Here is a 25381-nt window from a genome sequence, read left to right on the forward strand (position 1 = left end):
GAGGCGGTCGTGACCGAGTTGCTTTTCGACGCGGCAGACGGCCCGCAGGGCGGCCATATCCTGTCGCGTGGCCAAATCTTTTGGGCGAAGTTCACGCGCCACCGCGTGGCCACCGTGTCGCTGGTGTTCATTGTACTGCTCTATGTCGTGGTGCTGGTCGCCGAGTTCGTGACGCCCTATGATCCGTTCAACCGGCATGTCGGCTATCTACTTGCACCGCCCACGGGTCTGCAATTCGTCGACACTGACGGGCAGTTCCATTTGCAGCCCTTCGTCTACGGGCTCAAGAACGAGCTCAACCGCGAGACCTTCCAGCGCGAATATGTGGTAGATACCAGCAAGCGCTATCCGCTCGCGCTGTTCGTCAAAGGCGACGCGTACCAGCTGTTCGGCGTCATTCCGACGGATGTGCATCTGTTCGGGGTCGAGGGAGATGGCAAGGTCTTTCTGGCCGGCACCGATACGCTGGGACGCGACCTCTTTACACGTATGATCTTCGGGGCCCGCACCTCGCTATTTGTCGGGCTGTTCGGCCTTTCGATCGGCTTTGCCCTCGGTCTCTTCTTCGGCGGCATCTCGGGGTATTTCGGCGGCACGGTAGACAATCTCGTGCAGCGACTCACCGAATTCCTTCAATCGCTGCCGACACTGCCGCTGTGGATGGCACTGGCGGCGCTCGTGCCGCAGGATTGGACGCCGACGCAGGTCTATTTCGGCATCTCGACGGTGCTGGCGGTGGTCGGCTGGACAACGCTGGCCCGCGTCGTGCGCGGCAAGCTGCTCAGCCTTCGTGAGGAGGACTATGTGATGGCGGCCAAGGTCTCCGGCGTCAGCGAGGCGCGCATCATCCTCACGCATCTGCTGCCCGGCTTCACCAGCTATCTCATCGTCTATCTGACGCTGGCGATTCCGCAGATGATCCTGGGCGAGGTCGCGCTGAGCTTCCTCGGGCTCGGCCTACGGCCACCGGCGGTCAGCCTCGGGACGCTGCTGATCGATTCGCAGAACATCCAGACGGTGACGCTCAGCCCCTGGCTGCTGGTGCCCGGCGGCCTCGTGGTGCTCATCGTCGTTGCCTTCAGCTTTCTCGGGGACGGGTTGCGCGATGCGGTCGACCCGTACAGGACCTAGACGCATGGACGAACTCGGTGATCGCACGATGGACATGACGGACTCCGCCTCCACCAACCAGCCGCTGCTCGAGGTCAAGGATCTGCGCGTCGTGCTGCCGCTGCTCGAGGGCAATCTGGTCGCCGCCGACGGTGTCAGCTTTGCGATCCGGCCGGGCCGGACACTCGGACTGGTGGGTGAGTCAGGCTGCGGCAAGACCATCACCGCGCAGTCGATCCTAAAGATCGCGCCGCGCAAAGCGCGTACCGATGGCCGCATCCTGCTGCACTACGCCGACCGGCCGGCGACCGATATCATCGGGCTCGGCGCTGACGACCCCGAGCTGCTGAAGATTCGCGGCGGGGAATGCGCGATGATCTTTCAGGAGCCGATGACATCCTTTTCACCGGTGCACACCATCGGCAACCAGCTGATGGAAACCATCCTGCTGCACCGCACGCGCCACCGGCGCGAGGCTCATGATCTCGCCGTCGCCATGCTGGCCAAGGTCGGCATTCCGGCGCCGGCGGAGACGCTGAAGAAATATCCGCACCATCTGTCGGGCGGCATGCGGCAGCGCGCGATGATCGCCATGGCACTTGCCTCGCAGCCGCGCTTGCTCATCGCCGACGAGCCCACCACGGCGCTGGACGTTACGGTGCAGGCGCAGGTGTTGCGCCTCATGAAGGACCTGCAGCACGATCTCGGCATGGCCATCCTCTACATCTCGCACGATCTCGGGGTCATCGCGCGGATGGCCGACGAAGTGGCCGTCATGTATATGGGCTCGATCGTGGAACAGGCGGCGGTGCGGGACCTGCTGCGCACCCCGATGCATCCCTACACCAGGGGGCTGATGGCGTCGGTCCCGCGCATCGGCAAGAAATCCGGCGAGCCGCTGCAGTCGATTAAGGGCAATGTGCCGGTACCGATCAACAAGCCGCGAGCTTGCGGTTTCTTTCCGCGGTGCCCGGTCGCCATCGAAGGCGTATGCGACCGCGTCGTGCCGCCGCTGACGCCGGTGGCCGCAGGCCACAGCGCCGCCTGCTTCCGCTACAGCGAGGTCGTCGCTGCGGCCGGTCTCGACCAGGGGGGCGCCAATGTCCACTGACCCCCTTCTGAAGGTCGTGGGCCTCAAGAAATACTATCCGATCGAGAGCGGGCCGCTCCGCCGCGTCACCGGCCATGTGAAGGCCGTCGACGACGTCAGCTTCGAGCTGGCGCGCGGCGAGGTGCTGGGGCTGGTCGGCGAATCCGGCTGCGGCAAGACCACGCTCGGCCGCTGCATCGTGCGGGCGATCGATCCCACGGGCGGAGTGGCGCAGTTCGTGCCGGAGGGCGGCATCACAGTCGACTTGGCCGCTGCCGGCAAGCGCGAGCTGCGCGAGGTGCGGCGGTACATGAACATGGTCTTCCAGGACCCGTTCTCGTCGCTGTCGCCGCGCATGACGGTACGCGAGATCATCGGCGAGCCGCTGCGGGCGCAGAAGGTGCCCAGCCACGAGATCACCGAGAAGGTCGAGCGCATCGCGCAGATGTGCGGGCTCAATCCGGCGCATCTGTCGCGCTATCCGAACGCGTTCTCGGGCGGCCAGCGCCAGCGCATCTGCATCGCCCGCGCGCTGGTGACCGATCCCGTGCTCGTCGTCGCCGACGAGCCGGTGTCGGCCCTCGACGTCTCTATCCAGGCCCAGATCCTCAACTTGCTGCAGCGCCTGCAGCAGGAGCTGGGGCTGAGCTTCATCTTCGTTGCGCACGATCTGAGCGTGGTCGAGCATATCGCCAATCGCGTCGCGGTCATGTATGTCGGCAAGATCGTCGAATTGTCCGATACCGAGGATTTGTACGCGCGCCCTCGGCATCCCTACACGGAAGCCCTGCTGTCGGCGGTCCCCCAGCCGGACCCCGATGTCGCCGACGAGACGATTATCTTGGGGGGAGAGGTGGCCAGTGCCGCCAATCCGCCGAGCGGCTGCTATTTTCACCCGCGCTGCCGCTATGCTCGCGAGGTCTGCCAGAGCGACGCGCCGCCGCTTCGGGAGGTCGTGTCAGGCCATTTTGCGGCCTGTCACTTCGCCGAGAGCCTGCAGCTGAAGGGCGTTGTGCCCGAGCCGGAGAAGGAGCAAGGGGTACCGTGACCAGCACAGAACGCAAAGCCTCTACGAATAAGAGCCTGGCTAAGGCCGTACGCGTTCTCAAGCTGTTCAGCGCGCAAGAGCCGCGTCTGCCGCTGGCCGAAATCAGCGCGCGCCTCGAGATGCCAAAAAGCACGACGCACGCCATCCTGCGCTCGCTGATCGCCGAGGGGCTGATCGAAAAGATCGGCGGCGAGGCCTATGCGCTGGGCACCGGCATCCTGGCGCTGTCGCAATCGGTGCGCGTCAATGTCGAGTTCCGCGACCGCGCCGCGCCGCATGTGCGGGCCCTGGCCGACAAGGTGGCGGAGTCGGTTTACCTGACCTTTCGCGAAGGCGACCGCATTCTCTACATCTACGCCGTGGAATCGTCGCGCCGCCTGATCGCCCGGACGGCGGTGGGCGACCGCATGCCGATGCACTGCACCGGCGTCGGCAAGGCCATCCTGGCGTTTATGCCGCCCGACGAGGCGCGTGGGATCCTGGAGCGGGTGGGCATGCCCCGGGTCACGCCGAACACCATCACCGTCGTTGACGAGCTGATGGACCAGCTCGCGGTGATCCGCACGCGAGGCTATTCCTTCGACAACAGCGAAAACGAGATCGGCAACTACTGCGTCGGTGCCCCCGTGCTTGACGCCAGCGGGCATGTCATCGGGGGCTGTTCCATTTCCGGTACAGACCCCGAGATCATCGGAGCCCGCGCTCCCGAAATCGGGCGGCAACTCATCGCCTGCTGCTTCGATATGTCCCGCAACCTCGGCTACGTGCCGCCCTCCTATGCGCAACTGCATGCGACAGTTCGCTGATTTGGTGAGTCCATGAACAAGCACGCCACGACGCTGGCCCCCCTCAACGGCATCATGACGGCGATTCTCACGCCGGTGCACGAAACCCTGACGATCGACACCGATCGGCTCGTCCGCCATGCGCGCGACCTGCTTGCTCAGGGTGGCAGCCGTATCTCCACCTTCGGCAGCACGGGGGAGGGCGTCGCCTTCGCCCCGGCCGAGAAGCGCGAGGCCGTTGCGGCGTTGCTGGCCGCCGGCGTGCGGCCCGACCAACTCCTGCCGGCGATCATGACGTCGTCGGTCGGCACCGCGGCCGCTGAGATGCATGACCTCGTCGCGCTGGGGTGCCGCGACATCCTGATGCTGCCCCCGTTCTACTATGGCGCGCCGTCCACCGCAGGCCTCGTGGCCTTCTTCGAGGCGGTGTTCGAGCGCGCCGGCCGGCCGGACATCCGACTGGTCCTCTACAACATTCCCCACATGACCGGCGTCACCATCACGCATGAGTTGGTGCGGGCGCTGCAGGCCGGAAAGGGTCCGCATATTGCGGGAGTCAAGGATTCGACGGGCGATCTCGCGAGTGGTGTTGCCTATGTCGAGGCGTTCCCCGAGCTGGCGATTTTCACCGGCGACGATCGCGTGTTGCCGCATCTGCTGAGGGTGGGCGGCGCCGGCATGATCGGCGGGTTGCCGAACCTTTATGTCGAGGACCTCGTGGCGCTCTACCGCGACCCCGACGGCGCGCGCGCCGCCGAGCTCGCGGCACTGGCGGCGCAGCGCATTGCAGAGATCGACAGTGCGGGTGGGTTGCTGGCGTTGAAGGCCGGCCTGGCCACCCGCACAGGCGACGAGGCTTGGCGCCGTGCAATGCCGCCGCTCGATGGCAGCTTCCGCGCCGGCAGCCGCTGACATCGGTCATGCCGAAGACGGTTCCAGGTGCCGAATGTTGAGTGTGCCCCGCGGCCACCTATGGATGCACGTACTTGCAGGCGTTCGGATGTGGGAGAGTAGTGGCCATCCTACCCACGGCAGCGTGGATGACGACGCCTCCGGAACGGCTCAAGATGGTGAAGCGCTCCACGTGACAGGCAGAAATCCATAGGCTCAGCCTATGGCTTTTCTTCAGGGCTGGTGAAGGTGATATCCATCGATTGCCCAAATGTGGTCGCCAAAACCGCAAGCCGAAAAATGAACGGCGAACCGATTCCGCGTGACCATGTCGCGTAAGCCCCACGTTGTGGGGGCTTCCTCAATGACCGAGAACCATCTTCTGTGTCGAGGAAAGCGACGGCCGCAATGAATTAGAGCGCCGTTCTCGATGCATACGCCCATTGGTGGCGGCCTCCGGCAGGATAAAGATCGCGTTTTCGCCACTCAGAGTGACCACTACTCAACCCTCCTCGTTCTCCAGCTCGATGCACGCAGTGCGAGATGAGTTTTCCATGATCATTTGGCACTGGCGGTCGCTTAAGCAGATGATTTGCCCGATCCCGTGGGCTCGGATCTGTTCGTCCTGCTTTTGTCCTTTATTGCCCGGTCCCGAGGCTGCTGGAGGGCAACTGGAATGGGTTTGGAATGTCGCGGTGCTGAGGGCGTCGGCAACCGTGAAGGCAAGGAGCAATTGGCCCCTATCCCCGCCACTGCACGCCGATGCGATCCTGGCGGGTCGTCCGGCTTCAAGCGGCTATGAGGGCACGACAGAAAGTCGTGGTGCCACCACCTATGAGGATCCTAACTCTCGTGCTCCCTATACCCGTCCCGCGATAATAGTGGCCAATAGCTCTATAAATTCCAATTTATAAATTGTAGAAGAAAGTGGCACTGTCAACAGGGCTGAAAGGGACGGCAGGCCGCGCCCGCTGACGCGCAAATTCTCGCTATTGGCCTCGTATGTCTTCGCGGCCAAGCGGACCAGCCTGACCGAGGCGGAAAGCCACCGGCTGAAGGCGGTGGCCGAAAAGCTGAAGGTCAGCGAGGAGGCTGCGCTTCTCCTCGACAAGACCGGCATCACCATCGGCCAGGGCTACCTGTTCCTCCGCCCCGAACTGGTCCGCAGCCTGCTGCAGCCGCGAGCGACTCTATCGTCAGCCGCGAGCAGAGCCTCGCGCCTGACGAGCGTGGAGCGCAAGGGAAAGAACGATGTTCTGTCGCAGCTTATCCTTTTACCCCGCCGGCGGTGAGGCCGGCGATGATGAAGCGCTGCAAAGCGAGCACCAGCACGATCACCGGGATCAGTTGGATCGACGTGCCAGCGAACAGGACGCCCCATTCGACATTGCTCTCCGTTGCCAGCATCTGGCTGAGAATCAGCGGAGCCGTCCTGGCGCGCGTCGACGAGAAAACGTAGGCGAAGAGAAACTCGTTCCATGACGCAATGAAGGCGAAGGTCGCCGCCACGATCATGCCGTGCACGGCCAGTGGCATGATCACGCGCAGCAGAATGGATGCCGTGCCCGCCCCGTCGATCAGAGCGGCTTCCTCGAGCTCCTTGGGCACGGCATCGATGAAGGCTTTCATGATCCATGTCGCGAAACTGAGCTGAAACGTCGCATAGATGACGATGAGCAGGATGTGCGTGTCGTTGAGCCGCAACGCATTGACGACGGGAAACAGCGGCAGGGTGATGATGATCGGCGGCAGCATGCGAATGAGCAGCGTGAAGATCGCCGCGCCGCTCAGCACACGGCTCTGATAGCGCGAGAAGACGTAGCCCGCCAGCGACGCGGAGACCACCGTCAATAGCGTCGTTCCAACCGCGATGACCAGGCTGTTGAGCATCGCGTCGGTGAATGTCGGCCAAAGCGTGAACAGCTGCTCATAGCTCTCCAGCGTCGGCTGGAAGATGAAGGTCGGCGGTACGCTGAAAATGTCGCGTGGCGGCTTGAACGACGACGCCACGGCGAAATAAACGGGCACCGCCGACCAGATCGTCATGACCAGGATAACGCTGTAGCGGATCACCTTGATGTGGAAAGGATCTTTATCCAATTTTCGACGACCTCAGATACAGCCAGCGGACATAGACCGTCGCGATGGCGAGCGAGACGACCAGCATGATCAGAGCCGTCGCCGCGGCGACGCCGAAATCCTGGTAGCGGAAGCCGTATCGGTAGAGGTAGGTGGCCATGACTTCGGTAAGCCGCGCCGGCCCGCCCTGGGTCAGCAGCCACACCTCCGAGAACAGGCGAAGCCCGAAGATGTAGCGGAAGATCACCGCCACCAGCACCACCGGCATGATTGCCGGCAGCGTGACGTTGAAGAACGCCTGGAACCTGTTGGCGCCATCCACAAACGCCGCCTCGATCGTCTCGCGCGGCTGGTTCTTGACCGCGGCGTAGATGATCAGGAACGTGAACGGAAAGCTCTGCCAGATGGTCAGCAAAGATACGAGAAACAGGGCGTGCCAGCGGTCGACGACCCAGTTCAGCTGGCCGAGGCCGAGCCACTCCAGCCCGTAGTTGACGATCCCGACGTCGGGCTCGAACATGTAGCGCCACATAACGATCGCCGCGACCTCGCTGACGGCGTAGGGCATCAGGATGATCGAGATGATCACCGCCCGGCCGATCACATTGCGCGCCAGCGCGAGCGAGAGGCAGATCGCCAGAACGATCTCCACATAAACGACGATGTTGACCACGATGAGCGTGTTCAACGTCGATCGCCAGAACACCGGATCGGAGAGAATGCGGACGTAGTTGTCGAGCCCCACCCAATTCGATTCGACGCCGAAGCTCGACGAGTTGAGGCTCATCCAGACGACGTAGATCGACGGCACCAGCAGGATGCAGCCCAGCATGATCATGACCGGGGCGGTCAGCAGGTACGGCATTAGCCCTTTTGGACGCACCCTATCCTCGCATTGTCCTCGCACTGGCCGGTCGAGCTGAAGGCCCGGCCGGCACTTTCACCAGCGGCGCTTTATTGCTTGAGGAGGGCGCGGGTCTGCGACGCCACATCCTTCATTGCATCTTCCGCGGAGCTGGCACCGATCAGCACCGATTGAACCGCGGCAGTGAAATAATCCGCCGCCTTGGCGGACTGGGGGAAGCCCGGCAGAGGCGGCGTAGCGTTGGCGATCGCCGCGGCCTCCGCGTCGGCATAGGTAAACGCCTTCTGCACCCGCGGATCGGCATAGGCCGCCGGACGCACCGGTCCGTTCCCGTACTGTACCGCCATCTGCACGATGCTCTCGAGCGACGACATGTAGCGGATGAAATCCCAGGCGAGATCTTTTCTGGTGGAGTTCTTGGGGATGACGTACCCCCAGAATTCGGTCTTTGTCGGGGGTGCCGCATGTCCCGCACGCGGCGGAACGGCAATGACGGCCATGTCGTTCGGAAACTTCGACGCCTTGCTGTCGGCGTAGACGAAGGTACGACCGAACGGCGAGAAAATCATCGCGGCGCGACCTTGCTGCATCAAATTGTTCGTGTCGGCGGGCGGAACAAAGTTGAGGAAGGCTTTGGGGAGCACGCCGTCTGCGAAGAACTTCTGCAGCTGGGTTATCGCCGCAATCATTTCCGGCGCATCCGCCTTGACTTGCATGTCCGGTGTAATGAACTCCGCGCCGAAATTGCGATAATATTCGGACAGGGAGGCGACGGTCGGGCCCTCGAAGATCAGCCCGGACACCTGCGTGCCGTCGGCGCGCTTGTAGGTGAGTTTCTCGGCGTAGTCCAACACCTCCTCGAATGTCTTGGGGTACTCGGTGATGCCTCGCTCCTTGAGCAGCGCGGTGTTCATATGGAGGCCCTCGGTGGCGTGCCGGAACGGGACGCCATAGAGCTTGCCACCATAGGTCATGGCCTGCCTCAGGCCGGCGCTGATCCCGTCCAGATTCTCGATCGGGTTTGCAGCCTGGTAGGCATCGAGCGGATCGAACAGATTGACGATGTTGTCGCTGAGGAAGCGATTGAGAATGATGGAAACGTCCACGGTCGTTTCGGCAAGGCTGGCTTCCTGGAACAGCCGCGTATGGTGCGAATCGACGTCGAGCGAAATGTATTCGAGCTTCAGATTGTGGCTGTCGGCCCATGCCTGCGCGATGCTGGCCCCGAACGACTGAACAGCCCCGCCCAGGATCCTGAAGTCGCCCTCGGCCGCCCGCGCGGGCGTGACCAGCGAGCCGGCCAGCGGCGCCCCCAGAAATGTCGCCGCCATTCCTGACAGCACACTCCGTCTATTCGTCTGTCGCATATCCCTCTCCCATGATCTCGGTAGCCACCATCTGACGGCTCACTTTGTCCGCTTCTCGGACAAATTTAGTTTGTCCGCAATTCGAACAATAGTCAATCCACAATGGGCAGCGTTCCGACTTGGCTCGCGGCCGCGGGAGCGCACCCCGCACTGCTATTAAAGGCTCGCGCCTCGCTGCTCACCACACCATCGCTCAACCGATTGAATCCTTTAAATAATCTCCTTAATAAGCGGCAGCTTCGAGAGGAAGCGACCTGGGATGATAACAGCAGCAGGGGGGCGCAGAAGTCGACGCTTTTTCCGTTTCGCCCGCAGGTGCCTCTCGCATCGCAAACTGACGGATCGCGGGCAAATATTTGTCCATTATACGACAATGTCAGACCGACAAGCGACTCGATGCCGCACAGCTTCGGCACGGCACATCCGCTGCGCCTCAGGCACACACCTGCGCGCGCTAGAGACGCACATCGACGGGTGTGCAGCCGCATTCGATGCTGGAGCAAGCCGCTTCGAGCACGGCGACGATGTCGCGGCCGAAGCGGATGTTGGGGCCCACGGGCGCGTCGGTCGAGCCGATGCCGTCGATCAGCAGCCGAACCGCGCTCGCCAGGCAGCTCGCCGCCTCATAGGTAAAGGGACCGCCCCGAACCACCCCGTCACCGCCCGAAAAGACATATTGCTCGACACTGCCCCGGGTCAGCGACTCGTCCATCTGGTCCAGCGTCACGATCGATTCTGCGCCGCCGGCATGCAGAACCCGGCATGCGAATTTCGCCTTGCGTAGCCGCCTCGCCTCAACCTGCATTGCAGGGCCGAACACGGGGATGAAGATCGACAGCACGTGCGGCCCGAGATCCCACAACGTGCCGTAGTCGCCGTTGCGCCAAACGGAGGCCGCGAACGGGCTGCCCGGCAGCAGCGCCCTCGAGCTCCAGCTGGCCTCGCCGCGACGATGCCCGCCCGCCCGGGCGCGGGCAATCAGGTCGTTCGCGCCATCGACGAAGAATCGCGTCAGGAAGACGACGGCGGACAACTGCCGTCGCTCCACGACCTCCACCAGACGATCCGCCTCGGCCAGCGTGGTGGCCACCGGCTTCTCGATGAGCAGGTGCTTTCCGGCATTCGCCGCCTGCAGCGCCAGAGCGGCCTGGATTTCGGGCGGCACCGCGAAACTCACCGCATCGACCTCGTCGAGCAACGCGTCGAAATCAGCAAAGCTCTGGATCGCGAACTGATCCGCCAGGGCCCTACTCCGCTCCTGCGTCCGCCCCCAAACGCCCACGAGATCGACCGCAGGCATTGCGGCGAGCGTCGGCACATGCACGGTCCCCGCCCAATGCCCGTTGCCGCAAACGCCGATACGCAGGGGGCGCCCCTCAAGGCTTGGCCGTTGCATCATCATCCACCCATTCCCTTCCCACCAATCCACAAAAGCTGTCGCTATTCGGTCGTCTGTCCGTGTTTCGGATGGCGGGCGAAGGCTCGCGAGCCGCATAAGCCTTGCCCGCCGCGCAGCCACTGCTCAGGCGTCAAGCCGGAAGCAGTGTTCCGCCGTTCTATTGGCTTCGATATAGGGCCAGTCATAGTCGACCCCGAGGCCAGGGCCGGACGGAACGGGCACGGTTCCATCGCCGGAAATTGCAGCCAACTGGTCGCTGTAGCCACACTTGTAGACCGGCGGAACGAGGTTCGGCATGCCCGGTCCGACCAATGTCATCTCGTAGAAATGGGTGTTGCGCATCGCCGCAACGCAGGCCCGGTGCGCCGGGCCGCAGCCATGCACCTGCAGGTCCATGCCGATCGATTCGGCAAAATGGGCGATCTTCATCGTGCCGGTGATCCCAAGATCATATTCCGGATCCGTATTGATCATGTCGCAGCCGCCGGCCAGGGCGAAGGCCGCCTTCTGCTCCGGGCCGCGAATATGCTTGGAGACCAGCAGGGGCGTCCTGAGGTTGTCGCGGAGCATCTTTTGACCGATGACCGAAACCCCGCAGTCACGGTACGGGTCCTCGTACCAAAGGCAGCGGTTCTCGTCGCACGCCCGTCCGACATAGAGCGCGTCGGCGTAGGTCCGCAACTTGCAGCTCGGATCGGCCATGAGCTCCATGTCGGCGCCGACTGCCTGGCGCACCGCCCCGATCACCCGGGCCTCGCGCCGGCGGTCGCCATCGTGCCAGCCATGAATCTTGAAGCCGGGCACGCCCTGTTCGCGGCACGCGACGGCGAAGTCGGCAAATGCCTCGACGCTATCGAGACCGCCCGGAATGTCCTGGCCGTGATGCGTGCTGGCATAGGCCGGCAGCCGCTCGCGATAGGCGCCGAGGAGGCTGGCGATGGATGCGCCATATTTGCGCCCGACCAAGTCCCACAGCGCGATGTCGAGCGGCCCGTGGCCCATATGGTCGTAGGCGCGCGCCTCGCGCTTCAGATCATCATAGATGGATTCTCGATGCTCCGGGTTGCGCCCCAGCAGCCTCGGCGCAAGCATGAGGGTCTGGCCGAGCGCCGACGGGGTGCCGACCCAGTGCGTGACATAGCGCCCCTCGAGCCCGTCGTCGGTGCGGATGGCGACCCCGTAGCGCATGACGCGACGCGTCTCACCCCTGGCAAAAACCATGGTGCTGGCGCCCGTCGCCTTGTCGACGGCCAAGGACAAATCGTTGACCTCGAAAGTGAAGGGCAGGATGTCGACTTCTGTGATGGTGCTCATGCAACTCTCCCGCGGCTCAACCGCCGGCTAGGCCTGCGTCTTGCGGCTGGCGCGATACCACCGCTCGAGTGCGGCCATATTGCCGAGCGTATCGGCCCAGGTCATGGCTGGCGCCTCGGGCTCGGTCCTGCCGGCCGCGACACCATCGATCAGCGCATTGACCTCGTGCTCGTAGAGCCAGACATCGTCATAGATCACGATTGTCTGCGGCTCCTCGCCATCGCGCGTCAGCACCAGCTCGCAGCGGCCGCCATGGATGCCGCCGCCGAACCAGGGCGAGCGGATCACGAGATTGCCTCCCGTGCCATAAAGCCGGGCCACCTGACCATGCTTCATGGCGATGCCGGTCGAGATCTGCGCCAGGACGTCGCCGGGAAACCGCAGCGTTGCGAGCGCCAGGATGTCGACGCCGACCTCGTGGAAGGCAGCCATGGCCTGCACCGACTCCGGATTGGCGAAGGGCGCGCGCCGGGCAAGGCCGGCAAACAGACGCGCCATCGACATCGGATAGCCGCCGGCGTCCAGCACACCGCCGCCATACTCGTCGGGCCTGTAGAGGCGATGGCTGCTGAATGGCCGGGAGAAACCGTATTCCGCCTGGATAAACCGGAGATCGCCGATGGTGCCGGCCTCGACGATCTCGACGGCCCGCCGGATCTGCGGATGGAAGCGATACATGAACGCCTCCATGAAGAAGACCTTGCTCTCGCCGATGACGGCGAACATCTCCTCGACGTCCGCAAGCGACACGCCGACCGGCTTTTCGCACACGATATGCTTGCCGGCCCGCGCCGCTGCCTTGGCGAGGCCGACATGGCCGGCGTGGTTGACCGCGATGTAGACAGCGTCAATCTCCGGGGACGCGATCAACGCCTCATAGGACAGGACCGGCAGGCCGCCGAAGCGCGCCGCGATATCGGGACGATCCGGTGTCCGGCTGGAGATCGCGACCAGCCTGGCGCGAGCGCTGTGCTCGATGGCATCCGCGAATGTCCGGGCAATTCGGCCGCTCCCCAATATGCCCCAGTTCAATGGTGTCGACATCGATCTTCCTCGGGTGCGACCTCGAGCTGAACGGGATTCACCGCTAGGCGTCCGCGTCCGGCGCGAAAGCGCGGACGATTTCGATCGCCAGCCGCACATCCTCGGCCGCGTCCTCGAGGGTCGCCTCGAAATCCTTGCCGTTGACGAGCGCGTCCCACAGCGACATCCACTCGATCGCGTAGGGACTGCGCGCCGTATCGATCACGCTGAACGGCTCGTCGCCGGCGCCGTGGCATTCGAGCCGGGTCGGCAGATGACGGACATAGGGATTGTCGTACTGGATGCGCCAGCGCCGCTCGCCGGTGAAGATTTCGATATGGGCGTCGAACCTGCCCACCTGGTCCGAGCCGGTCTCGTAGGTGGCAACGAAGCTGCCATAATCGAGGAGCGCCGAGACGTAGCGGCCATCGCGCTTGCAGCTCGCCGCGATCACGCGCCGCGGACTGCCGACCAGGCCCCGCAGGGCGGAAAAGTCGTGGCTGGAGAGCCTGTTCAGCAGGCGAAACGCATTGCTGCTGGCCTCGGGCACGTCGCCGATGGCGGCCCGCACCTGGCGGTCCGCGCGTTCCGACCGCTCGCGCGCCGCCGCCTCGGGGAGATCGCCGGCGACGAGCAGGGCCTTTTTCTGCTCGTTGAAATAGGCGTTGGGCCCGATGATGGCGCGCATCGCGACGTGATGGATATCGGGCGCCGGCCCGAGCGCCGCTTGCAGCTTGCGATAGGCGTCCGCGTGGCGGCGCATATAGCCCACCGTGACCTTGCGTTGCGCCGCGTCGCGCGCCGCGATCATCGCCGCGACGTCCGCAAGGTTCAGGCAGACGGGCTTTTCGAGCAGCACATGGCATCCGGCGTCCAGCGCCGCGATGGTCGCGTCGGTGTGGTACTCGTCGCTGTTGAGCACGGCGACGACGTCGAGCTGCTCTGCGGCCAGCATCGCGTGAAGTGAAGAGTGGACACGCGGAATGCCGTGACGGGCAGCCACCGCCTCGGCATGGGACAGCGAGAGATCGCAGCCGGCGACGACCTCGAAGCGCTCCGGCATCGTGCGGAGCACCGGCAGATGCACCACCTGGGCGACCAGCCCCAGGCCCACGAGGCCCACCTGTAGCGTCGTCATTCCAGTCTCTCCGCCTAAGATTATTTGACCACAATACGGTCATATAGACCATTTTACGAAACACTATCGGAGTGACCATGGTGATGCAAGGGCGGAAAGGGCGGTCCTGGAGAGTGCCGCCCTGCCCTGCTCTTCACTGCGTGGCCCGCGCCAGGCGAGAACGCAGTACCTGAAAGGCCAACGCTGGTCGAGTTGCCAATCGTTCACATTGATCATATCGTGGGCAATGTCATAGCTTGCGCGTACCGCGGAATGTGCGGGTTTGTCTGACAGCCGAGTCCACCATCCCGGGCCCAGCGCTTGCGGCGCCACGATGCGAAGCGATAGAGGAAAGATATTGCCGGCTCCGATCGCCGCTTTCGATTCGGGGCAAGTCTTCGCAATCGAGAATGGGACGTGTCGACCGATGAGTCAGGACAATCTGAAAAGCATCGTCAAGATGATGTCGATTCTCGATTGTTTTTCGACACTGGAGCGCAAGCTGTCGGTCGCCGAGATCGCCAAGCGGACGAACATGCCGCGCGGCACCGCCCATCGCATCATTCGCACGATGCGCGACCTAGGGCTGATGGAGCAGGAGCGCCAGCGGGACCAGTACCGGCTGGGCATGAAGCTGTTCGAGCTTGGCACGACCGTCCTCGCCAACATGGATCTGCAGCGCGAGGCCCAAAGCAGCGTGGAGTCGTTGACGCGCGTGAGCGGCGAGATCGTGCACCTGTCGGTCTTCGACGGCATCAATTCGACGGTCATCAATCGGACTGACCCCGAAGGCAAGCGGGTCAACACCCTGTTCGTGCTGGAATCGTCGCCCGCCCATGCGACGTCGTCGGGCAAGGTCGCCTTGGCTTTCCAGTCTCAGGCCACGCTCGACAGATTCCTCGCGCTCGGCCTGCGGCGGATATCGCCCAACACCATCACGGACCCGCGGGTTCTGCTGGAGGAGCTGCAGACCATTCGTGCCAACGGCTACGCTGTGGACAACGAAGAGCTAACGCCTGGAACAAAATGCGTCGGGGCCCCGATCCGCAGTGCGTCCGGCAGGGTTTTTGCCGCCATCAGCGTCAGCGGACCGGCCCGGCGGTTCGCGCCGGAGCGCATCGAGGCGTTTGCCGACCTCGTGAAGCACTACGCCGAAGCCATTTCGGCCCAGCTCGGCTATCGGCCGCACGAACAGGAAGAGGCCGAAAAGGTCCCCCCTGTCGCCACGCCGAAGCGGCCCGCCACGCGCAGAAACTCCGTCAGCCCGGACGCGTGAGGACCAGGACTCTCGCAAGCATTTCAGGCGGCGGTATGTCCTTGAAGAGCCGTGTCCGGATCCCGGCACGCACGCGATCAGAATCGCGCAGAATCGCGCCCATAAAGCGACTTTCGTCGCTTGAGTTTGCCCGCATTATGGTGCATTAGTCCATTCTACGAACCATCATCCACAGCCTGCCATGCATCGCCGCGTTAGTGATGACGGCGTGGCTGCGGCGGAGAAAGAACCCTTATGCCCCGCAACGCGACGACCTCCACGAGCATTTTCAGTCCGGACCACCCGACTGCCAGGACGCCGATCATCATCCCGGGCCAGCCGATTGCGGACCCCGCCGGGATCATCTCCGACGAGGCCTCGGCAGAGGCCCTGACCAAGGGCAAGGCATTCGCGCAGGAGATCGAGGATCGCTTCATCTCGGACTTCGAAAAGACCGAGGCGCTTCATCAGGCGGGCAAGGTGACGGAGCGCGACCTCATGGTCCACGTCTCCACCTTTGTGTTCACGCAGGACACGCTCTACGTGACCTATTACGCCAACACCAAGGAGCACAAGGAAGATCCCGACAGCCAGACGGCGCGGCTCGTCTACTGCCCGATCGCGGATCCGACGAACAAGGTCTTTCTGGACATGCAGTCGGTGGGCGACGACTGCTACGGCAATGTCGTCGAAAAACTCTACGACACGATCCTCATGCAGAAGGACGACGACACGCTGTATGTCCTGTGGACGGCGCAGATCGGCGGCAATTACTATCGGCTCTATCGCTCCTTCACCATCTCGACGCAGGCCCTGGGGCCGGTGCAGGTGAACCGCTTCCAGGTCGGCGACATCGTGAACGATTTCAGCACCACGGGCATGCAGGCGGCGCTGACCGAGAACGGCGTCGGCTACAAGCACATGTATATCGACATCGGCATCATGCAGAAGCTGTCGACCCGTAGGGAAAATGGCAAGCTCTACTATTATTCGGGCGCGTACACCGGGGATTTCACCTGCATCATCAAGAGCCGGGACCTGGTCACCTGGGAGTATGTGTCGCAGCCGAGCTTCCTCACCCAGTCCAAATGGGAGAACGCGGTCTACGTCATCGGCGATGTGTGCTATTATTTCGTACGGCAGCAGGAGAGCCATTATGGCTTCCTCACGGCGTATGATCTGGTGCGCGACCGCTGGGCGACGCCGGTGCTGATTGCCGATTGCCAGTCGCGGTCGGACTTCATCGTCTACCAGGATCAGCTCTACCTCTTTCACGCGCCCAAGGATCGGGAGCATATCGGCATCATTCGCGTCGATACCGAAAATCTCGCCAACAGCAGCGTGGTGCTGCAGGCGAAGATGCAGTCGAGCTGCTTCTACCCCTTCGTCCAATACGGGCCGGGACATGAGCTCTTTATGTCCTACACCGTGGCGCGCCAGCACATCCGGCTCGCCGGCTTCACGCTGAGCAAATATCTCTGACGCATGCCGCCCTACGCCGCGCCCCGCCGCATTGCCGGAGGGGCGTGACTAGACTCACGTTACAGCAGACTGAGAGCTAGGTGTTCAGTCCCGACATGAGGTGTGTTGGGACTGAACAACTAGCCGGAGACCCCATCGAGCATCAGCTTGAAGGCCACCATACCGGGGTCGTCGAGGCCTATGGTGCGGTCGCCGAAGATGCGCGCACGGCCGAGCCTGTTGGGCCTGTCGCGGAACCGGTCGATCGTCTGCTGTGTCGCATGGCGCATGACCGCAAGAATGTCCGGCGCATCGGACAAGCCAAGCGCGGCGGAGGCGGCAGCGTCGATCGGATCGAGCACCGTCTTGTCGCCAAGATTGCCGCGGCCACGTTTGGCCATGGCCGCGCCGGCCCCTTGCAGCAGCGCGGGCAGGCGCTCCCACGGGACCGATTGCTGGCCCTTGAGCTCCTTGGCGGCGGACAGCACGGCCGTGGTCAGAAGTGTGCCGAAACTGGAGCTTGAAACCGAGGCGATCGCCTGCGCGCAAGCGGCCAGCGCCTGCCCCAGATCCTGGGGCAGGTCGGGCGCCACCTCGTCGAGCTTGCGGAACGCCTTGAGCAATGTGATGCCCAGATCGCCGTCGCCGATCTTGCCGTCGAGCTCGGTGAGCGTTTCGTGACCGCCGGCCTCGAGCATCCGGTGGACACTGGCAATGCCGGCCTGCACGGACCGCGTCGTCAGGCTCATCACGCCACCGTCCAGAAGGCGCAGTCGGCTGGTGCCGCCAACAGCGGCTCGAGCTCGTCGTCGAGCCTGAGGACGCTCAACGAGACACCCGACATTTCCATTGAGGTGGCATAGCGGCCGACCAGCGGCCGGACGATGGTGACGCCGGCCTCGGCGAGGCGGGACGCGAGGCGGCGATAGAGGATGAACAGCTCTTCTGCCGGCGTGGCGCCGAGGCTGTTGAGCAGAATCGAGACGCGGCTCCCCTTGCCGGGCCCCTGCTCGGCCAGGATGGGATCGAGCAGCGAATCGGCAATCGAGTCGGCGGGCGCCAGCGGACCACGCGTCACCCCCGGCTCGCCATGGATGCCCATGCCGATTTCCATTTCGATCTCGCCGATCTCGAATGTCGGCTTGCCGGCCTGCGGCACCGTGCAGGGCGACAGGGCAACGGCCATGGACAGCACGGAATCCGCCGTCTTTTGCGCGAGGCGCGTGACAGCGGCGAGGTCGTCGCCGCGCGCCGCCGAAGCGCCGGCGATCTTGAAGGCATAGACCATGCCTGCAACACCGCGGCGCTTTTCGCGCTCGGCGCGCGGGGCGCTGGCGACGTCGTCGGCGAGCAGCACGGTGGTGCTCTCGATATTGTCCATCTCGACGATCTCGCCCGCGAGATCGAAATTCATGACGTCGCCGCCGTAATTGCCGTAGAGACGCAGCACCCCGCGACCGCCATTGGCCGCGCGCATGGCAATGGCCATTTCGTCGGCAGACGGCGACGCGAACACATCGCCAACGGCACAGGCGTCGAGCAGGCCGGCTCCGACATAGCCGGCAAAGACCGGCAGATGGCCGGAGCCGCCGCCCGTAACGATCCCGACTTTGCCCCGGATGGCACCGGACGGCCGGACGATCACGCGGCGTGACTCAGCAGCGAAGGCATAGTGCCGCGGGAAGGCGAGCGTCATGCCCTCCAGCGTTTCATCGGCATAGGCGAAGGGGTCGTTGAGGATTTTCTTCATGGGTGCACCTGGAGACTGATCCTGACAGAGGCATGCCGGCACTGCTGCCCCCGATGATGCAATTTGCGCATGAGGCAGTGCGATAAGCATCGGCCTCGGCAGCAATGTCAACGGTCAGGCGGCGACCTTGAGATCGATCGCATTGGCCCGATCGAGCGCGTCTTTGATGCGTTGGACCTGCTCGTCGGGCACGCGGTTGAACGGCGCGCGGGTGGGTCCGACCTTACGCCCCTGCAGGTTGACGGCCAGCTTGACGCCGGCGGGCCAGTTGTAGCGGCTCACCTGACTGCACACATCGGTGATGGCGAAGTGCAGCTTTTGCGCCGTGGCGATGTCGCTGCGCTGCAAGGCGTCCCACAGCGCCAGCGAATGGCGCGGCAGGATGGCGGCGGCGCCGGAGATCGATCCCTTCGCGCCAAGCGCGAGGCCCGGATAGAGCAGCCAGTCATGCGCCCAGGTGACGGAGATCTTGTCGTCGATGGTCATCAGCAGCTCACCAAGGGTTTCGAGCGAGCCGCCGATGCTCTCCTTGGTCGCGATCAGCCCGGTCTCCTCCAGATTGGCCGCCATGCGCTGCATGAGCTTCGGCGTCACCGGCGCATTCGTCAGGACATTGTAGATGACGATGGGAAGGCCCGATTCCTTATGGATGGTGGAATAGAAATCGTAGATGCCGTCGTCAGAGCAGATCTGATAGATCGGCGGCGTCACCATGACGGCCTGCGCGCCGGCATCGCGGGCGATCTTCGCGCGCTTGACCGCCTCACGGGTCGAGGTGGTGATGATGCCGGCCATCACCGGAATCCGTCCGGCGACTTCTTCCTGCGCCGCCTTCACCATCTCGCCGATTTCCTGGCCGTCGAGGGCATGACCCTCGCCGGTGCTCCCGCCGATGCAGACACCCCTGACGCCGAGCGAGAGATTGTACCGCACTTCCGTGCGCAGCAGCTCCAGATCCAGCTCTTCATTCTGGTCAAACGGGGAACACAACGGGGGGAAGATCCCGACGACGTCTTCCTTGGTCAGCAGTCTCATTCTGGAAAGTCCTCTCGCTATCTTGCTTCCGATTTTTATGACCACAATGTGGGCATATATTTCGTAATGCGATGACATTAGGCCAACAAAGGTCGGCTTGCAATCCCCAAAAGCGACCAATAATCCTTTTGATATCAACATGATGCTGATTTTGTTGCCGCTATCTTTGGCAACAAATGCTTTTCATGGCGTATTTCAAAATACGAGCGCCTGATCGCAAAATTCGGATTTGAGTCGCTCCCAATCGCATGGAAATCGCAGCTGACTACGGCCCCGAACGCTCATGATGCAGCCTTGCAGTTAAATCTGAGATACGATCATAATGTCCGTATTTCGGTCAATGAACCACAACATCGGAGATTGATGTGAACGTCCTTTTCATCGGCGGCACGGGCAAGGTGTCGTTGCGCTGTGTCGAGTGCGCGCTCGAGGCGGGCCACAAGGTCACGGTTTTCAACCGCGGCCAGCGCGACGAGGCGTTGCCGGCCGGCGTCGAAACCATTGTCGGCGACATGCAGAACCGGGCGAGCTACAGCAGGCTCGGCGACCGCAATTGGGACGTCGTGGCCCAGTTCATCGTGTTCACGCCCGACCAGATGCAGCAGGACATCGAGGTCTTCGCGGGCAGGACCGGACAATACATCTTCATCTCGTCGGCCTCGGTCTACAAGCGAAGCATCTTCGAATACGTCACGACCGAAGCGCACACGGCGGTCGAAAATCCATACTGGCCCTATTCGCAGGCCAAGATTGCCTGCGAGGCGCTGATGAAGCGATCAGATCTGCCATGGACCAATGTGCGCCCCAGCCAGACTGTCCGGACCACGCTCCCCACCGTGCTCAACGAGGGTGACGTGGTCGGCCATCGCCTGCTGGCCGGCAAGCCCGTCCTCGTGACCGGCGACGGCAACAGCCTTTGGACCCTCACGCGCGCCGAGGATTTCGCCAGGCCCTTCGTCAAGCTGTTCGGCAACGAGAAAGCGCGGGGCGAGGATTTTCACATCACGGGCGACGTTGGTTTCACCTGGGACGCGATCTACCAGACGATAGCGCGGGGGCTCGGCGTTGAAGCCAGGATCGTCCACGTCCCTACCGACACGGTGATCCGCTACCGGCCCGACTGGGCCGGCCCGCTGCTGGGCGACAAGACCGCGTCGGTGCTGTTCGACAATTCCAAGGTCAAGCGCGTCGCCGGCGACTTTACCTGCGAGACGGATTTGAGCAGAATCCTGAGCGAGCCCGTGCGTCACTTCAAAATGCGCAGCGCCGCCGGAACGCCCTACAATACCGACAGCGAAGCCCTTGTCGACCGCATCATCGCCGATCAGCTCAAGCTCGGCGCCTAACCTTCGAGCAGCGGCCGGTCCAGATTTTACGGCCGCCGCCCGCAGCTTGTAGACCTCAATCCCAGTTCAGCGCGCCGCCGTTCTGGTATTCGATCACGAAGAAGTTCTTTTCCTTCTTCAGATCCATCGCTTCGCTCATCCAGGGGAACGGGTTCTCGGTCTCGGTGCGAGCCTGTCCCCGCGTCGTGGACCGCAGGTCACTATCATCCGAAGCGGCTCTACGACGTGCATCACAGCAGGTGGCATACGACGCCGAATCCGGCTTGTCCGAGTTGCAGGACTTGGGCGGCACGTCGAAGAGAATATCGTCTTCGTCGCGAAGCGCGACCTCGCTCCGATAAGCGAGACGTTCGCGTTCCGTGCGGTAGACTTCCTTAGCGGATAGCGACGGAAGAGTATCGGAGACCGCTTTGGCTGGCTCCAGCTCGCCGAAGAAACCGATCAGGCGATACGACCGGTTCCATTCGAGAGCCCATGTGTTGCCCGAGGGATGCTTTCGCGTGATCGCTTTGAAAAAGCCGTCAGTCGCAATCGCCAACACACCTACATCCCAGGGCGCGATGGCGTCCATGAAACCCCGCATGACCGGATTGCCCCAGTCTCCCCGCCCGAAGTCAGCATCGGCAGAAAGTCGCCTAGCCAGTATCGACCTCGCATCTCTTCGCGGTTGTATGTTTGCATGGAAAGAAACGCGGTCAGATGCATCCGTGCCAGTTCAAACGCGCGATCCTGGTCGAGTTGTGGCGGCCCGGTATAATTGAATGCCAGCCCAATGCCCGGACCGAGCTGCCCTTCGATCGTGAAACTTTCCGCACTCTCGCCCACGTGCTTCTTGGTGCGGCGGCTTCGCGCCTCACGTGCCTTGCGTTCCGCGTCGCGCATTGCCGCCTGGTCCTCGGTGATCGTACTGGCCCCATGCGTCGGGCTGCATCGTGATCGTAGAAATGTCGTCTTCAAGATCGGCTTTGCGGCTGTTGCAATCGCGGCAGGCATTCAGGATCAGGTTCCAGGCAGCATCGAGCTTACCCCGGGCACGAACCTGCGCCCGATAACGTGCTCGCGTAACTTGGTCTCGGGTGTGAGCAGTTGTCCGCAATAGGCGCATGCGCAGTTGTTGAGCCGCTCCGCCCGCGTCGGGTAGAGCGTCATCAATTCCGTGGATGCGGGCTCGATGGTCAATCTTCTGTTTAGCAGAGTCGGCGCAGCCATACCCACCTCTGCCCGATATCGCTTCGAGTGCTACTGCAGGTTGGAAATCAGCATCGACCAGTAGAACTCGGCGGCGCCTTCCTCCGAAAGCTTGGTGTCGCGCTCGCCGCCCATGCCGAAGCCCATTGGCCGCAGAAAGAGCGACTGGTCGTCCGCTTCGACGGTCAGGTTCTCGTTGTAGGACGTGCCGCTGTGGCTGTCGCCATGGCTGAACCCGATACCCTTGCCCAGGCTATTGCCCACGAAAATACTGCACTTCGCCATCGCTTTGCCGTCCTTGCAGATGGCCGCCGTGAACCGGTTGGCGTCGATGCGCCGGAAGTCGCCTTCGATCCCGGGGTTGCGCGTCGAGAGCTCGGCCAGCGACTTCTCGAAAAACCGGACCATGAATTCGAAAGCGTCGTGGAGAAACCTGTCACGGTCGCGGTCGGTGAAGCTCTTGGCCAGCCGGAGATTGCTTGAGCGTAACCCGGACACCGCCCCGGGTGCGGCGCCGCTCGGCTGCCGCTGAACGGGCTGGCTCGCTCCCCTCCAGTTGCTTTCCTGCGGCGCAGCAAACCGGGCAGCCGCCGCCTCGATGGCACGGGCAACTTCGGTCAGCGCCTGGTCGCGGTCGGGTCACTGCGTCACGGCCCGTCCGTTCGTCGGCGTCGCCTGGAGCCGTCCAAACGGCGCGCGCTGCCACAGGCATTCGCGCAGGATAACGGGGATCACAGTCGCCGTTCCATCGGCGTTCCGCTCCATGGCCCGTTGGAGTTCAACGTCCTGGCAATAGTCCGATGAGAGGAAGTCGGACGAGACGAGCAACAGGATTATGTCCGCCTCCTCCAGATGATGATCGATCTCGTGCCCGAAGTCGTGTCCCGCGCCGATGCGGCGGTCGTGCCAGGTCTCGATGACGCCCTGGCGCCGCAGGGTATCGAGCTGCCGCTCCAATTGGTCGCGGAGCGCCTCGTCGGCATGGGAATATCAGAAGAATACTTTCGCGGCCAATGCCGCCTCCGGGAATCGCCGTACAACCCGCTCGCTTTTACCCGATTTCGCTGATGGATACTCAAAATGGGCAAAGTTCTGGGGCCGGGAACGTTGATCCGGGCGAAAGACGCGCAGGTAAGCGATCTCCTTGTGTTCGAGGAAAACGGCAATCGCGCCACCGCCATCGTTTTCGAGTTCAACGACGACCGCGAGGCGCTGGGCGGCATGCTGGAAGGCGACGAGCGGCCGCGACTCCGGCGCATCAACGACGATGAACTCTGCGCCAACCTTGGATCGGACTGGCTTATCGAGCCGGACGGCAGCTCCGACGCCGGACCTGGCCACTTCGAGGTGAGCCGCCGCGCGGGTTTGCTGGTCCTGACGCGCTCGGGCTGGGCCATGAATTTTGCGACCTCCTACATAGACGGCCTGGGCCGCTTTTCCTGGGAATGGCGCGATCTTGGCTCCGGAAAGGAAGTGCAACGGGTCGACAAAGGCCTGGTCTATGACCGCTGGCAACTTTGGACCGACGACAAGCACCGGGAGCGGAACGGTGCAGCTCCGGTCCTCAGCCATCATGCGCAGGCCGCGATGCGGAACGATTGACGTAGAATGCCGTTTCAGGGAATAATCGAACGATGGACCGGCCTGTGCCGGTTCTGGGCTCGTAACCCACCAGTCGTAGCGGCGGACACTGCCGGAAAGGTGTCGCCTCGTCGGCCCATGGCCGGGAGGCGGCGTTGTATGTCCAAGCCTCACGGCCAAAGAGCGCCGCGCCGTTTCTCTACGATTAGCGGTTACCAACTCCCGGTCACCAGCCTGCGCTCAGTGCCGGTCTGGTGACTGTTCGACCTAGGGGACGGATGAATGCGGCACTACCGAGAGGGTATCTTTGCGTAGTCGGCCGGGTTGCCCTGGCGCTACTTAGTCCTTCCGCCGCATGGGCCAACTGCGCAAACCCATCTGCTACCGAAGGCGAATTCATCTACAACGTCGATTACAAGGCGATGCAGTTCTGCGACGGCACGAACTGGATTTCGATAACCGGCAGCTCTTCCGGTGCGGCCGGTGTCATGGACGACAACAAGGGCGGCCTCACGGTCTCCGGTTCCGGTGCAATGTGGACTATCAATAGCGCGTCGATCCAATATTCAAAGATTCAGAACGTCAGCGGAAGCTCGCTGCTCGGCCGTTACGCCGCGACCTCAGGTCTCACAACATCAAGCGGGTCGGTCCAAACCGGTCATGCCGGCAGTTCCGGAACGATCATCGTGATCGAGTTGCCGTAACCGGCCATGATCTAGGATTTCACGCTCGCGACGACAATCTGCGCGTTCTCATTGGAAACCAGAACCGCATGATCGAGACGCAGAGCCGCGACCTTGCGGCCCTGCGTGCCAAAGTAGACGCGCGGGATGTCGAAGAACTCATTCGTCGCGGGCGCCACAACTACTATTATCGACACTCCGCAGCGACCAATCTGACGGACATCGAAATCGGACCGCCGCCGCACTTTGATGAACCGGCAGAGGCGATCATCGATCGCGTACGCAAGCTGGTTGGGACGGTTACCATCCCGCGCGACTTATCGCGCCTGCATCCCGCAATCGAGTCCCTGCTCAAGGTAGACGCGCCAAATACCTGGCTAGCAGCTACAAGTTCGTCTTCGATGCGCCGATGTTCGACACATCATTCGAGAAGCACAGGTTGCGCTTTTTGAATGGGCTTCTTCGCGCGTTCCAGCGGCTCGACCTGAACCCGGGTCTTTCCCCGCAGAAAGACCCGACACACGTCGGCATTACTGTCGGTCACACCTGTCCGCTATCGCCTTCGCTGCAACCTGCATCTTCTGGATCAATGAGTCCTGAGCCTAGCGACCATCACCGCCATCAACTTGCGCTCGCTGATCGACCGACGGCTCTCGCCGCGCATCGTGGCATACGTCCAGTTGCCAAGCGTGCTCTTCAGATACTCCTTGTGGTGGAAGGCTACGCGCGCGGCATCGGGAAAACGCACCCCGGCATCGCGGTATGCCAGGTTGCGGTGTTCTGAGGACCGCACAAAAGGAGCAGCCCATGAAGGAGACTTAGCACAGTTGGACTGAAGATCGCTAAGTCGGCGTTCCAGGTCCATGCCACCAGTAATGCCGGTGAGGTTGTTGTTCGCCGGTAGTTGAAACGCCGCCAGGTGCTTCGGTGCTTCGCCGGGCTGAAGCCATTCCTGATCGGCCCGGAGACCTGGGGTCGCCTTTGGACGTGAAGC

26 protein-coding genes and 1 pseudogene are annotated in these 25381 nt (G+C 63.0%); 13 read left to right on the forward strand and 14 right to left on the reverse strand.

Features of this window, described 5'->3' with window-relative positions; genetic code table 11:
* Positions 1-9: 9 nt before the first annotated feature.
* The 6 genes from BGO82_RS16475 to BGO82_RS16500 all read left to right on the forward strand — a co-directional run bounded on the left by BGO82_RS16475 (position 10) and on the right by BGO82_RS16500 (position 6216).
* Positions 10-1131, forward strand: a complete 1122-nt coding sequence (locus BGO82_RS16475; protein WP_291306704.1) for an ABC transporter permease — start codon at positions 10-12, stop codon at positions 1129-1131.
* Positions 1132-1135: 4 nt separating this feature from the next.
* Positions 1136-2221, forward strand: a complete 1086-nt coding sequence (locus tag BGO82_RS16480) for an ABC transporter ATP-binding protein (RefSeq protein ID WP_291306705.1) — start codon at positions 1136-1138, stop codon at positions 2219-2221.
* Positions 2211-3248, forward strand: coding sequence for an oligopeptide/dipeptide ABC transporter ATP-binding protein (locus BGO82_RS16485; RefSeq protein WP_291306706.1), 1038 nt, complete (start codon positions 2211-2213; stop codon positions 3246-3248). The genes BGO82_RS16480 and BGO82_RS16485 overlap by 11 nt, the downstream gene beginning before the upstream one ends.
* A complete protein-coding gene (locus BGO82_RS16490) occupies positions 3245-4054 on the forward strand; it encodes an IclR family transcriptional regulator (RefSeq protein WP_291306707.1) in 810 nt (269 codons plus the stop codon). Before BGO82_RS16485 ends, BGO82_RS16490 begins: the two co-directional genes overlap by 4 nt.
* Positions 4055-4066: 12 nt before the next feature.
* Entirely contained in the window at positions 4067-4945 is an 879-nt protein-coding gene (locus BGO82_RS16495; RefSeq protein WP_291306708.1) for a dihydrodipicolinate synthase family protein, read from the forward strand.
* A gap of 971 nt (positions 4946-5916) precedes the next feature.
* Positions 5917-6216, forward strand: coding sequence for a hypothetical protein (locus tag BGO82_RS16500; RefSeq protein WP_291306709.1), 300 nt, complete (start codon positions 5917-5919; stop codon positions 6214-6216).
* On the opposite strand, the gene BGO82_RS16505 is transcribed toward BGO82_RS16500, so the two are convergent.
* The 7 genes from BGO82_RS16505 to BGO82_RS16535 form a co-directional block, all read right to left on the reverse strand.
* The gene (locus tag BGO82_RS16505; protein WP_291306710.1) at positions 6191-7024 is read right to left on the reverse strand and encodes a carbohydrate ABC transporter permease; all 834 of its coding nucleotides are present in this window, start codon (positions 7022-7024) and stop codon (positions 6191-6193) included. The genes BGO82_RS16500 and BGO82_RS16505 overlap by 26 nt on opposite strands.
* Positions 7017-7868: a sugar ABC transporter permease gene (locus tag BGO82_RS16510; RefSeq protein ID WP_291306711.1), complete on the reverse strand. Its 852-nt coding sequence runs from the start codon at positions 7866-7868 to the stop codon at positions 7017-7019. The genes BGO82_RS16505 and BGO82_RS16510 overlap by 8 nt, the downstream gene beginning before the upstream one ends.
* Before the next feature lie 89 nt (positions 7869-7957).
* Positions 7958-9199, reverse strand: a complete 1242-nt coding sequence (locus tag BGO82_RS16515; RefSeq protein ID WP_291306712.1) for an extracellular solute-binding protein — start codon at positions 9197-9199, stop codon at positions 7958-7960.
* 490 nt (positions 9200-9689) lie between these two features.
* Positions 9690-10637, reverse strand: a complete 948-nt coding sequence (locus BGO82_RS16520; protein WP_291306713.1) for a Gfo/Idh/MocA family oxidoreductase — start codon at positions 10635-10637, stop codon at positions 9690-9692.
* 120 nt (positions 10638-10757) lie between these two features.
* Entirely contained in the window at positions 10758-11948 is a 1191-nt protein-coding gene (locus tag BGO82_RS16525) for an enolase C-terminal domain-like protein (RefSeq protein ID WP_291306714.1), read from the reverse strand.
* A 27-nt stretch (positions 11949-11975) separates the two neighbouring features.
* The gene (locus tag BGO82_RS16530) at positions 11976-13091 is read right to left on the reverse strand and encodes a Gfo/Idh/MocA family oxidoreductase (protein WP_291306715.1); all 1116 of its coding nucleotides are present in this window, start codon (positions 13089-13091) and stop codon (positions 11976-11978) included.
* Positions 13036-14109: a Gfo/Idh/MocA family oxidoreductase gene (locus tag BGO82_RS16535; RefSeq protein WP_291306716.1), complete on the reverse strand. Its 1074-nt coding sequence runs from the start codon at positions 14107-14109 to the stop codon at positions 13036-13038. Before BGO82_RS16535 ends, BGO82_RS16530 begins: the two co-directional genes overlap by 56 nt.
* Before the next feature lie 406 nt (positions 14110-14515).
* Between BGO82_RS16535 and BGO82_RS16540 the strand changes: the two genes are divergently transcribed.
* Together BGO82_RS16540 and BGO82_RS16545 are read left to right on the forward strand one after the other, a co-directional pair.
* Positions 14516-15364 carry an IclR family transcriptional regulator gene (locus tag BGO82_RS16540; RefSeq protein WP_291306717.1) on the forward strand — a complete coding sequence of 283 codons (849 nt, stop codon included), beginning with the start codon at positions 14516-14518 and terminating at the stop codon, positions 15362-15364.
* Positions 15365-15598: 234 nt separating this feature from the next.
* Positions 15599-16825 (forward strand): hypothetical protein, encoded by a 1227-nt coding sequence (locus BGO82_RS16545; RefSeq protein WP_291306718.1) that lies wholly within the window; start codon positions 15599-15601, stop codon positions 16823-16825.
* 119 nt (positions 16826-16944) lie between these two features.
* Here BGO82_RS16545 and BGO82_RS16550 read toward each other — a convergent pair whose 3' ends face one another.
* From BGO82_RS16550 to BGO82_RS16560, 3 genes are all read right to left on the reverse strand, one after another.
* Positions 16945-17553 (reverse strand): dihydroxyacetone kinase subunit L, encoded by a 609-nt coding sequence (locus BGO82_RS16550; RefSeq protein ID WP_291306719.1) that lies wholly within the window; start codon positions 17551-17553, stop codon positions 16945-16947.
* On the reverse strand, positions 17553-18554 hold the full coding sequence (locus BGO82_RS16555) for a dihydroxyacetone kinase subunit DhaK (RefSeq protein WP_291306720.1): 1002 nt from the start codon (positions 18552-18554) through the stop codon (positions 17553-17555). The genes BGO82_RS16550 and BGO82_RS16555 overlap by 1 nt, the downstream gene beginning before the upstream one ends.
* Before the next feature lie 114 nt (positions 18555-18668).
* The gene (locus BGO82_RS16560; protein WP_291306721.1) at positions 18669-19730 is read right to left on the reverse strand and encodes a dihydrodipicolinate synthase family protein; all 1062 of its coding nucleotides are present in this window, start codon (positions 19728-19730) and stop codon (positions 18669-18671) included.
* A 218-nt stretch (positions 19731-19948) separates the two neighbouring features.
* Here BGO82_RS16560 and BGO82_RS16565 point away from each other — a divergent pair, with 218 nt between their 5' ends.
* Complete coding sequence (locus tag BGO82_RS16565) at positions 19949-20935, forward strand: NAD(P)H-binding protein (protein ID WP_291306764.1); 987 nt, start codon at positions 19949-19951, stop codon at positions 20933-20935.
* Positions 20936-20990: 55 nt separating this feature from the next.
* Here the strand turns inward: BGO82_RS16565 and BGO82_RS16570 are convergent, their stop codons facing one another.
* The 4 genes and pseudogenes from BGO82_RS16570 to BGO82_RS16585 form a co-directional block, all read right to left on the reverse strand.
* Positions 20991-21506, reverse strand: coding sequence for a hypothetical protein (locus BGO82_RS16570; RefSeq protein WP_291306768.1), 516 nt, complete (start codon positions 21504-21506; stop codon positions 20991-20993).
* The gene (locus BGO82_RS16575; RefSeq protein WP_291306722.1) at positions 21479-21928 is read right to left on the reverse strand and encodes a hypothetical protein; all 450 of its coding nucleotides are present in this window, start codon (positions 21926-21928) and stop codon (positions 21479-21481) included. The genes BGO82_RS16570 and BGO82_RS16575 overlap by 28 nt, the downstream gene beginning before the upstream one ends.
* A 246-nt stretch (positions 21929-22174) precedes the next feature.
* Entirely contained in the window at positions 22175-22621 is a 447-nt protein-coding gene (locus BGO82_RS16580; RefSeq protein WP_291306723.1) for a hypothetical protein, read from the reverse strand.
* A 141-nt stretch (positions 22622-22762) separates the two neighbouring features.
* Positions 22763-23101 (reverse strand): annotated as a pseudogene (locus BGO82_RS16585) (toll/interleukin-1 receptor domain-containing protein); the annotation flags it as partial.
* 102 nt (positions 23102-23203) lie between these two features.
* Between BGO82_RS16585 and BGO82_RS16590 the strand changes: the two are divergent.
* The 4 genes from BGO82_RS16590 (at position 23204) to BGO82_RS16605 (ending at position 25171) form a co-directional block, all read left to right on the forward strand.
* On the forward strand, positions 23204-23725 hold the full coding sequence (locus tag BGO82_RS16590) for a hypothetical protein (protein ID WP_291306724.1): 522 nt from the start codon (positions 23204-23206) through the stop codon (positions 23723-23725).
* Positions 23726-23982: 257 nt separating this feature from the next.
* On the forward strand, positions 23983-24408 hold the full coding sequence (locus BGO82_RS16595) for a hypothetical protein (protein ID WP_291306725.1): 426 nt from the start codon (positions 23983-23985) through the stop codon (positions 24406-24408).
* A 68-nt stretch (positions 24409-24476) separates the two neighbouring features.
* Positions 24477-24839 carry a hypothetical protein gene (locus BGO82_RS16600; RefSeq protein ID WP_291306726.1) on the forward strand — a complete coding sequence of 121 codons (363 nt, stop codon included), beginning with the start codon at positions 24477-24479 and terminating at the stop codon, positions 24837-24839.
* On the forward strand, positions 24797-25171 hold the full coding sequence (locus BGO82_RS16605) for a hypothetical protein (RefSeq protein ID WP_291306727.1): 375 nt from the start codon (positions 24797-24799) through the stop codon (positions 25169-25171). Before BGO82_RS16600 ends, BGO82_RS16605 begins: the two co-directional genes overlap by 43 nt.
* Positions 25172-25381: the final 210 nt, after the last annotated feature.

Source organism: Devosia sp. 67-54, assembly GCF_001899075.1.
GTDB lineage: Bacteria > Pseudomonadota > Alphaproteobacteria > Rhizobiales > Devosiaceae > Devosia_A.